This window comes from Mesorhizobium sp. M7A.F.Ca.US.006.01.1.1 (genome assembly GCF_003997935.1).
GTDB lineage: Bacteria > Pseudomonadota > Alphaproteobacteria > Rhizobiales > Rhizobiaceae > Mesorhizobium.
Map to the genome: position 1 here is coordinate 1 of NZ_RZQL01000251.1, position 9,866 is coordinate 9,866.

Genomic DNA, 9,866 nt, shown 5'->3' on the forward strand with positions numbered 1-9,866 from the left:
TCATCGAAGCGGTGCAACGGATGCTGGCGACGCGCCACCGCGACCATCCCCATCTGCCGGATCTCGCAGGCCTGTCAGCGCAGCAATTTCGCGACAACGACATGCATGACGACTTGAAGCGCGCCGTTTGAATTTGAATTCATTCGGTCGCGCTTCGAAGCGTGTTGCGATTCGGGTCGGGCATTTGCACACGCCGCGTCTTCGACCAGACTAGTCGAGATCAAACCGCGCGATGACAGGCACATGGTCCGAAGGGCGCTCCCAGCCGCGTGCCAGGCGCAGGATCTCGTAGCCGGAAAAGCTGGGCACCAGGTTCGGCGACGACCAGACATGGTCGAGGCGGCGACCGCGATTGGACAGCTCCCAATCCTGCGCGCGATAGCTCCACCAGGTGTAGAGCTTCTGCTCATCCGGCACGTTGAGCCGCATCAGGTCGACCCAGTTGCCGGCGCGACGCATCGCCTCGAAATTTTCCGTCTCGACCGGCGTGTGGCTGACCACGTTGAGCAATTGCTTGTGCGACCAGACGTCATGTTCGAGCGGGGCGATGTTGAGGTCGCCGACCAGCACCGAGCCGGACACCTCGTCATGTTCTGCCCGGATGGCATTCATCTCGGCAACGAAATCGAGCTTGTGCTTGAACTTCCTGTTGACGACGGGATCCGGTTCGTCGCCGCCCGCCGGGACGTAGAAATTGTGCAGCAGGATCGCCTTGCCGCCGGCCCGCACCGTCACCGATAGGTGCCGGCTGTCCTCGATCTCGCAGAAACGCCGCTTTTCGACCAATTCGATCGGCCGCCGCGCCACGGTTGCTACGCCGTGGTAGCCCTTCTGGCCATGGAAGGCGATGTGCTCGTAGCCGAGCTTGCGGAAGGCCTTTTCGGGAAAGAGTTCGTCGGGAACCTTGGTTTCCTGCAGGCACAGCACGTCGGGCGCATGCTCGACGAGCAGGCGCTCGACGATCGGCATGCGCAGGCGAACGGAGTTGATGTTCCAGGTGGCGATGGAGAAGGGCATTGGCAATCCAGGACAGCGTGCAGCCGGCCAGAACCGATGGGTCCCGGCGGGGAAGACGCCTTTTGACGGAGTCAGTCCGGGAAACTGCCAGCCGCGGGCCGTAAAGACAAGCCGGCCAACGCCCGACGAGGCGCGGCCCGGTGCTTTCCACAGCTATAACGACTGGGTTAGCGCGCCTTGTTGGTGTTGAGCTCGCGGTTCGCCGTGTAGTCGATGGCGAAAGTATCCGGCGCGAAGCTGACGCCTTCCTTGGTGTTGAAGATCATCACCGTCGTATCCTTGCCCTGCGCGTCGGTGATCGTCCACTGCCGCAAATCGAAGGTTTTCGGATCGAACATCATGGTGATCTTCGAATTGCCGAACACCGATTTGTCGGCGAGCTGGATGGTGGTGAGGTCATCTTCCTGCTTGACGCTTTTGACGCGGTCGCCGGAGAGGTCGATCCTGGTGTCGAGCAGCAGCTTCAGAGGTGTCTTCGACAACGGATAGAGATCGGACGTGTTGAGCCTCTTGTTCAGGATGACCACCGACTTGCCGTCTGAAATCACCCGGAAATTCGAAGAGCCGTCATAGTTGAAGCGGATCTTGCCCGGCCGTTCGAGGAAGAACTTGCCGCCGGTCTGCTCGCCCTTGGGGCCGAACTGCACGAATTCGCCGCTCATCGATTTGACCGAGGAAAAGTGGTCGGCGATCTTCTGCGCGGCGGCCGGCACAGCCGCCTGTGCCGAGGCCAGCACCTGGAAGCCGGGTACCGCGTTGAAGGCTGCCGCCCCTGCAAACGCCAGCCCGAGGCCCAGCAACTGACGCCGGGAGGGAGCAAATGTGCTGAGCGCTGAAAGATCGTTTTTCATGTCGGTCACTCTCATCCAATTCCTGAGTTGTTCTGTGCTTGGACCCCCAGTTAGGCTGAAATTTGGCGGGTCGGGCGTCCCTCCGTCGCTTCAACGCCTTGAAAGGTTCAAGGTTGCCGGACCGGAATGTCACAAGGGTCAGGCTTTCTGGTCAGAACTTGTCGTCTTCGGTCGGCACCAGGATCTCGCGCTTGCCGGCATGGTTGGCCGGGCCGACTATACCTTCCTTCTCCATCTTCTCGATAATCGAGGCGGCGCGGTTGTAGCCGATGCCCAGCCGGCGCTGGATATAGCTGGTCGAGGCCTTGCCGTCGCGCAGCACCACGGAGACCGCCTGGTCGTAAGGATCGTCGGAATCCTCGAAATTGCTGTTTCCGCCGCCGCCGCCGGAACCACCCTTGCCCGACGGCTCGTCGTCGTCCTCGCCGTCATCCTCGGTGATGGCGTCGAGATATTCCGGCACGCCCTGCAGCTTCAGATGCGCGACGATCTTCTCGACCTCTTCGTCGGCGACGAACGGGCCGTGCACGCGCTGGATACGGCCGCCGCCGGCCATGTAGAGCATGTCGCCCATGCCGAGCAGCTGCTCTGCGCCCTGCTCGCCCAGAATCGTGCGGCTGTCGATCTTGGACGTCACCTGGAAGGAGATGCGGGTCGGGAAATTGGCCTTGATGGTGCCGGTGATGACGTCGACCGACGGCCGCTGCGTTGCCATGATGACATGGATGCCGGCGGCGCGTGCCATCTGCGCCAGGCGCTGCACGGCGCCTTCGATGTCCTTGCCGGCGACCATCATCAGGTCGGCCATCTCGTCGATGATGACGACAATATAGGGCATCGGCTCGAGATCGAGGTTCTCGGTCTCGTAGATCGCCTCGCCGGTCTGGCGATCGAAGCCGGTCTGCACGGTGCGCGAGATCTTCTCGCCCTTCTTGTCCGCCTGGCTGACGCGGGCGTTGAAGCCGTCGATGTTGCGCACGCCGACCTTGGACATCTTGCGGTAGCGGTCCTCCATCTCGCGCACGGTCCATTTCAGCGCCACCACCGCCTTCTTCGGATCGGTGACGACGGGCGTGAGCAGATGCGGGATGCCGTCATAGACCGAGAGTTCCAGCATCTTCGGATCGATCATGATCAGCCGGCAGTCCTGCGGCGTCAGGCGGTAGAGCAGCGACAGGATCATGGTGTTGATGGCGACCGACTTGCCCGAGCCGGTGGTGCCTGCGACCAGCACGTGCGGCATCTTGGCGATGTCGACGATGACCGCCTCGCCATTGATGGTCTTGCCGAGCGCCAGCGCCAGCTTGGCCTTCGTCGTCTCGAAGTCGCGGCTGGCCAGGATCTCCCTGAGATAGACGGTCTCGCGCTTGGCGTTCGGCAGTTCGATGCCGATGGCGTTGCGGCCTGGCACCACCGCGACGCGGCAGGCGATGGCGCTCATCGAGCGGGCGATGTCGTCGGACAGGCCGATGACGCGCGACGATTTGATGCCGGGCGCCGGTTCGAGCTCATAGAGGGTGACCACCGGACCCGGACGGACAGCGATGATCTCGCCCTTGACGCCGAAATCCTCCAGCACGCCTTCGAGCAGGCGGGCGTTCTGTTCCAGCGCGTCCTTGGACAGGCTGGCGTCGCGCACCACGTTCTTCGGTTCGGAGAGGAAGTGCAGCGACGGCATTTCGAACTTTTCCGAGCCGATCAGCGATGTCTGCGCCTCGCGCTGCACGCGGGCGCCGGGCACGGGGCGCGCCGCCGGCGCCTCGACGCGCGTGGCTGCGTCGGAGCGGAACGGCTGCACCTTGGCGGTCGGCGCGCCGCGGCGTTGCACGACAGGCTCATCGTCGAAATCGGCATCCTCGCCCGCATTGTCGAAGCGGTCGTCGAATATATCGGCATCGTCGGGGTCGAGCGAGGCGCTGCGGTCATTGACCATGGCGGCGAAGAATTCTGGCTCGACACGGGCGCGGCCATCCTGGCTCATCCGCTGCTCGGCGAACTCGGCCGATTCGACCCGTTCGGCGGCGCGGCGCCAGGCGGTGGAGCGCTGCTCCATCTCCGGCTCGTACTCGTCCCGCTCCTGCCTGCGGCGCACGGCGCGGCGGTGCATCCACGCGCGCAGCGACAGCCACCAATGTGTGATGGCGCCGAGCGCCAGGATGCCCTCGTCGCCTTCGTCCTCGTCATTGTCGAACAACAGGTCGTCTTCGCGCGGATCGGCAGCAGGCTCGTCCTCCATCACGGCGAAGCCGTTCTTGCGTCCGATCAGCGCCGAGCCATGGGCGAAGAGCCACAGCGCGGGAGCCGACAGCAGGATGGCGATGATGCTGGCGATCAGCCCGGTCGGATAGCCGCCGATGACGACGCCGGGGATCTTCAGCACCATGTCGCCGAACACGCCGCCAAGGCCGGTGGGCAGCGGCCAGGTCTTGGGCGGCACCACGCAGCCGACCATCGCCGCGGCCAGCAGCGCGAAGCCGAACCAGGACAGCCCGCGCTTGGGCAGCCTGTCGACACCGCGCGCGGAAAACAGCAGGAATCCCCAGATGACCGTCGGAACCAGGGCAGCAACGGCGGCGAGGCCGAAGAACTGCATGGCGAGGTCAGAGAACACGGCACCGGCATAGCCCATGGCGTTGGTGACGGTGTTGTTCGTCGCGTGGGAGAAACTCGGATCGGCGACATTCCAGGTGGCAAGGCTGGCAACGCCAAAGGCGGCCAGCGCGAACAGGCCGACGCCGACCAGCCGCCCGACCTGACGCCGCGCGAACGCCTGGATGCCGTGCCCTGTGTCGGCCAGCGCGAGCGGTGCTGAAGCCCCTGAACGCATGCTCTTCCCCGTCTGTCATGGTCTCGCCGGGTGCGTGGCGCACTCCGGCAGATTCGGGTCTCAGACTATCGGTGGGAAGGTTAAGGGCGCATTAACTATAAGAGGTTGAGACGCTCAAACCTCATTACCGCCGGTTGAGCCGTATGAGGCAATGATGGACGACGGGCCGATGGAGCTTCCATCGAACGAAACAATGGCGGGCTGCCGGCCCGCCATTGTTCGTCCGGAACAAAGACCGGGCCTCGGCCCGATCGCGGCAAATCAGTTGGCGCCGCCAAGCGCCTGCACATTGGCGCAGAATTCCGCATGCGGCTTGCTCATCGCCGCATCCTGGCATTCCTTCTTCATCGCTTCCTGCTTTTCCATCGGCATGGCCATGAAAGCTGTCTTGAAATCCGCCATCGGCTTCATGGTTTTCATGCCGGAATCCGTGAAGAACGGCGCCATGTTGTCGGGCTCATCCAGAGCACCGGCAAATGCCACGCCGCCGATCATGGAAAGAGCAAGCGCTCCCAGACAGATGTTCTTGAGGTTCATGAGATGGTTTCCTTCCCTGTTGTTTGCACGAGCGTCAGAACGACGATCGTCCCCAGGGTTCGGAACCAGAGCGGTCGTTGTTTCCTCAAAAAGCCTGATCACACGAACGTGATTGCGTGAAGCCGGGCATTGCCGGAACGGCTTGCCAAAAAAAGAGGCCCGGATGCGATCCGGGCCTCAATGCGTGAACTCCTTTCGGGAGCGTCACGACGGGATTTTTTCAAAGCAATTCCGGGAGAACCGTGCAGCGTTTCCGTTCGGAATTGCGTGGAGATAAGGGGCCGGCGGGAGGAGGGTTCCGCCGGCCCCGTGGCTAAGCTGGCCTTACGGCACCACTTCGCCATGCTGGGAGATGTCGAGGCCTTCTACCTCTTCCTGGGTCGTCGGACGCAGGCCGACCAGCGCCTTGACGATGTAGAGGAGCACGAAGGTGGCAATGCCCGTCCACACGATGGTGACGGCAACGCCGTAGATCTGCTTGCCGAGCGAAGCACCTGCGCCGAGGCTGTTGATCGCCGGGTCGGCGAGCACGCCGGTGAGCAGAGCGCCGATCACACCGCCGACGCCATGCACGCCGAAGGCATCGAGCGAGTCGTCATAGCCGAACATGTGCTTGACCTTGACCGCCGAGAGGTAGCAGACGACGCCGGCAACGATGCCGACGATGAAGGCACCAGTCGGGTTGACGAAGCCGGAAGCAGGCGTCACGGCGACCAGGCCGGCAACCGCACCCGAGATGATGCCGAGCACGGAAGGCTTCTTGGCGACGATCCATTCGGCGAACATCCAGGCCAGTGCCGCCGCGGCGGTGGCAACCTGGGTGTTGAGCATGGCAGCGCCGGCAAGACCGTCCGCAGCCAGTTCCGAACCGGCGTTGAAGCCGAACCAGCCAACCCACAGCAGCGAAGCGCCGATCACCGAATAGACCAGGTTATGCGGCGCCATGTTGGTGGTGCCGTAGCCTTCGCGCTTGCCGAGAACCAGCGCACAGACGAGACCGGCGACACCGGCGTTGATGTGAACGACCGTACCGCCGGCAAAGTCGAGCACGCCCGCCGATCCGAGGAAGCCGCCACCCCAGACCCAATGCGCGACCGGCACGTAGACGACCAGCAGCCACAATGCCGTGAAGATCAGCAGCGCCGAGAACTTCATGCGTTCGGCGAAGGCGCCGGCAATGAGCGCGGGCGTGATGATGGCGAACGTCATCTGGAACATCGAGAACACGAATTCAGGAATGTTGGCGACGCCCGGCAGCCACAGCGAAGCCGTGGTGATGCCGTGATGGAAGAACTTGGAGGTGCCGCCGAGATAGGCGTTCATGCCGCCGCCATCGGAGAAGGCCAGCGAATAGCCGAACATGAACCACAGCACCGTCACCAGGCAGGTGATGGCGAAGCTCTGCATGACGGTGGCGAGCACGTTCTTCTTGCGCACCATGCCGCCGTAGAACAGCGCCAGGCCCGGAATGGTCATCATCAGCACCAGCGCCGTCGAGGTCAGCATCCAGGCGGTGTTGCCGGTGTCGAGTACCGGGGTCGGGGCAGCAGCCGGCGCGGCTGCGGCCGCGGCCGGTGCCGCTTCCTGCGCGAAGGCGGCGACCGTGCCCAATGCTGCGAGAGTAAGCGAACCCAAAAGGGCGGCTCGTCCCGTCGTCTTCAAGGTGGAAGGAATATTCATTGAACTCTCCATTGGAATACGTGATCGCCGCTCAGAGCGCGTCGGTGTCTGTTTCGCCGGTGCGAATGCGCACCGCCTGATCGATGCCGAAAACGAAGATCTTGCCGTCGCCGATCTGGCCGGTCTTGGCGGCTGCGGTGATGGCTTCGACGGCCTTGTCGACCATGTCGGCACTGACCGCGACTTCGATCTTGATCTTCGGCAGGAAGCTGACCGCGTATTCCGCCCCGCGATAGATCTCGGTATGCCCTTTCTGACGCCCGTAGCCTTTGACTTCGGTGACGGTCAGGCCCTGGATGCCGACGGCGGTAAGCGCTTCGCGTACCTCGTCGAGCTTGAACGGCTTGATGATTGCCATCACGATTTTCATAAGGTTTCACCCTTTGCTGTTGCGGTCCCCCGCGTTTGCACACCTTCACCGATCCCAAAGAGCCGGAGAGTGCCCACGAGGATTCAAGCTCCGTGCCAAGTGCCGAAGCAGTGTGTTAACCCGTTGTAAACAAAGAGATTGAGGAGCGTTCCGACGCAACCTGCACACAGCTGCGGCGACGCGTCTGCCTAAAACTTAGGCAATTTTTGAAAAATGCCTACTCTGCAGGCGATCGCTTGAGCCGGATCAGCCCTTCCTGCGCAACCGAGGCGATCAGCGTGCCGTCGCGGGCAAACAGCGAGCCGCGCGTAAAGCCGCGCGACCCCCGTGTCGAGGGGCTGTCCTGCGTGTAGAGCATCCAGTCGTCGAGCGCATGGCTGCGGTGGAACCACATGGCGTGGTCGAGGCTCGCCGCCTGGATATCGCGGTCGAAAATGGCGCGGCCATGCGCGAAGGTCGATGTGTCGAGCAGCGTCATGTCGGAGAGATAGGCGAGCACCGCCGCCTGGATGGCGCGGTCCGCCGGCACCGGACCGGTGGTGCGGATCCAGATGTTCTGCTTTGGCTCCAGCTTTTCGCGGCTGGTGTAATGCTTCAGCATCACCGGCTTCATTTCGATCGGCCGGTCGCGCTCCCAGTAGCGTTTGATGCCATCGGGCACCGCCTCGCCGAATTTGCCCAGCAATTCGCGTTGCGACAGCAATGTGTCCGGCCCCGGAACGTCCTGCGGCATCGGCACCTGGTGCTCCAGGCCGACCTCGTCCTGCTGGAACGAAGCTTCGAGCGAAAAGATCGCTTGGCCGTGCTGGACCGCCACCACGCGCCGCGTGGTGAAGGAGCCGCCGTCGCGAATACGGTCGACCTCGTAGACGATCGGCACCTTGGTGTCGCCGGGCCGCATGAAATAGCCGTGCAGCGAATGCACGTACCGATCGGGATCCACTGTCCGCTGCGCCGCCACCAGCGCCTGGGCGATGGTCTGGCCGCCGAACACGCGCTGCCAGTCGAGCAGCGGGCTGCGACCACGATACAGATTGTGTTCCAGCTTCTCGAGGTCGAGAATGCCGAGAAGCTCGTCCATGGCTGCCGTCATATTTCGCGCCCTCGCCGCAGAAGTGTTATGGCGGTTTCCGACAGGACGGACAGGCAGTCAAGGGCGCAAGACCGGCCGGCGCGCAGGAGCGAAGATGATGGAACGCAAGGCGGACACGAAAACCGGGGCAAACGTGAGAACAAGATCTGGGCTCGATGTCCTGGTCGCCGGCGCCGGCTATGTCGGCCTGGCCGCCGCCGTGTCGCTGAAGCAGGCGCGACCGGGTCTCGCCATCGCTCTCGTCGATGCCGCACCTGCCGGCGCCTGGCAAAGGGATGGCCGCGCCTCGGCCATTGCCGCCGCCGCCTGCCGCATGCTCGACCAGCTCGGCGTGTGGGCCGAGATCGCACCGCAGGCGCAGGCCATCACCGAGATGATCATCACCGATTCGCGCACCGCCGATCCGGTGCGTCCGGTCTTCCTGACCTTCGACGGCGAAGTGGCGCCGGGCGAGCCTTTTGCGCATATGGTCGCCAACAAGGTGCTGAACGGCGCCTTGCGGGCCAACGCCGAAAAACTCGGCATCGACATCATCGAAGGCGTCGCCGTGCAGGGTTTCGAAACCAACGGCAGTGGTATCACTGTACACCTCGCCGACGGCGCGACGCTGAAGGCCCGGCTGCTGGTCGCCGCCGACGGCGTCAACTCGAAGCTGCGCGACATGGCCGGCATCAAGACGGTGAAGTGGGAATATGGCCAGTCCGGCATCGTCTGCACCGTGGCGCATGAACGGCCGCACAATGGTCGAGCCGAAGAGCATTTCCTGCCGGCCGGGCCTTTCGCCACACTGCCGCTCAAACCCGGCGAGGACGGCACCAACCGCTCGTCGATCGTCTGGGTCGAACGTACGCCCGATGCCGAGAAGCTGGTGGCCGGTGACGATCTCCTCTTCGAACACGAGCTCGAGCAGCGTTTTGGCCTGAAGCTTGGCGAGATCCGCGTCACTGATGCGCCGCGCGCCTGGCCACTCGGCCTGACCATTGCGCGCGCCTTCGTCGCACCCCGCATCGCGCTCGCCGGCGATGCCGCCCACGGCATCCACCCGATCGCCGGCCAGGGCCTCAATCTCGGCTTCAAGGATGTTGCCGCGCTTGCCGAGGTGATCGTCGAGGCCGACCGGCTCGGCCAGGATATCGGCGCGCTCGACGTGCTTGAGCGCTACCAGCAGTGGCGCCGCTTCGACACGGTGCAGATGGGTGTCACCACGGACGCACTGAACCGGCTGTTTTCCAACGATATCGGCCCGCTGCGCACCGTCCGCGACATCGGCCTCGGCCTCGTCGAACGCATGCCGCGCCTAAAGGAATTTTTTATCCGGCAGGCGTCGGGGTTGTCCGCCAGCACGCCGCGATTGTTGAAGGGCGAGGCGATCTGAGCGCTATCGCTCAGTTGACCTCGAAACCAAGCTTCTGCCGCAGCCGCAATATCCTCTGGTCGGAAATCTCCAGGCGTTTCTCCCCGCCCTGGGCGGCGCGGTTGACCATCTGCAGC

At 63.7% G+C, this 9,866-nt stretch carries 8 protein-coding genes; 1 reads left to right on the forward strand and 7 read right to left on the reverse strand.

The features are described from left to right. Positions 1 to 210: 210 nt before the first annotated feature. The 7 genes from EN943_RS30475 to tesB all read right to left on the reverse strand — a co-directional run bounded on the left by EN943_RS30475 (position 211) and on the right by tesB (position 8,375). Positions 211 to 1,017, reverse strand: a complete 807-nt coding sequence (locus EN943_RS30475) for an exodeoxyribonuclease III (protein ID WP_127415811.1) — start codon at positions 1,015 to 1,017, stop codon at positions 211 to 213. Between the two features lie 167 nt (positions 1,018 to 1,184). After that, positions 1,185 to 1,868 (reverse strand): outer membrane lipoprotein carrier protein LolA, encoded by a 684-nt coding sequence (locus EN943_RS30480; RefSeq protein WP_127260135.1) that lies wholly within the window; start codon positions 1,866 to 1,868, stop codon positions 1,185 to 1,187. A gap of 151 nt (positions 1,869 to 2,019) precedes the next feature. After that, entirely contained in the window at positions 2,020 to 4,695 is a 2,676-nt protein-coding gene (locus EN943_RS30485) for a DNA translocase FtsK (protein WP_127415812.1), read from the reverse strand. 261 nt (positions 4,696 to 4,956) lie between these two features. After that, positions 4,957 to 5,232 (reverse strand): hypothetical protein, encoded by a 276-nt coding sequence (locus tag EN943_RS30490; RefSeq protein ID WP_013528891.1) that lies wholly within the window; start codon positions 5,230 to 5,232, stop codon positions 4,957 to 4,959. A 324-nt stretch (positions 5,233 to 5,556) separates the two neighbouring features. Further along, on the reverse strand, positions 5,557 to 6,738 hold the full coding sequence (locus EN943_RS30495; RefSeq protein WP_245476035.1) for an ammonium transporter: 1,182 nt from the start codon (positions 6,736 to 6,738) through the stop codon (positions 5,557 to 5,559). A gap of 205 nt (positions 6,739 to 6,943) precedes the next feature. Continuing rightward, a complete protein-coding gene (locus EN943_RS30500) occupies positions 6,944 to 7,282 on the reverse strand; it encodes a P-II family nitrogen regulator (protein WP_013528889.1) in 339 nt (112 codons plus the stop codon). A gap of 217 nt (positions 7,283 to 7,499) precedes the next feature. Then, positions 7,500 to 8,375, reverse strand: a complete 876-nt coding sequence (tesB, locus tag EN943_RS30505) for an acyl-CoA thioesterase II (protein ID WP_127415814.1) — start codon at positions 8,373 to 8,375, stop codon at positions 7,500 to 7,502. A 97-nt stretch (positions 8,376 to 8,472) separates the two neighbouring features. Here tesB and EN943_RS30510 point away from each other — a divergent pair, with 97 nt between their 5' ends. Continuing rightward, positions 8,473 to 9,750, forward strand: a complete 1,278-nt coding sequence (locus tag EN943_RS30510; protein ID WP_164778460.1) for a ubiquinone biosynthesis hydroxylase — start codon at positions 8,473 to 8,475, stop codon at positions 9,748 to 9,750. The last annotated feature ends 116 nt before the right edge of the window (positions 9,751 to 9,866 follow it).

Bases quoted from the DNA above. Each gene is read 5' to 3' on its own strand.
- tesB (WP_127415814.1), bottom strand. From the start codon at position 8,375: ATGACGGCAGCCATGGACGAGCTTCTCGGCATTCTCGACCTCGAGAAG.
- EN943_RS30500 (WP_013528889.1), bottom strand. From the start codon at position 7,282: ATGAAAATCGTGATGGCAATCATCAAGCCGTTCAAGCTCGACGAGGTA.
- EN943_RS30480 (WP_127260135.1), bottom strand. From the start codon at position 1,868: ATGAAAAACGATCTTTCAGCGCTCAGCACATTTGCTCCCTCCCGGCGT.
- EN943_RS30485 (WP_127415812.1), bottom strand. From the start codon at position 4,695: ATGCGTTCAGGGGCTTCAGCACCGCTCGCGCTGGCCGACACAGGGCAC.
- EN943_RS30510 (WP_164778460.1), top strand. From the start codon at position 8,473: ATGGAACGCAAGGCGGACACGAAAACCGGGGCAAACGTGAGAACAAGA.
- EN943_RS30490 (WP_013528891.1), bottom strand. From the start codon at position 5,232: ATGAACCTCAAGAACATCTGTCTGGGAGCGCTTGCTCTTTCCATGATC.
- EN943_RS30475 (WP_127415811.1), bottom strand. From the start codon at position 1,017: ATGCCCTTCTCCATCGCCACCTGGAACATCAACTCCGTTCGCCTGCGC.
- EN943_RS30495 (WP_245476035.1), bottom strand. From the start codon at position 6,738: ATGCTGACCTCGACGGCGCTGGTGCTGATGATGACCATTCCGGGCCTG.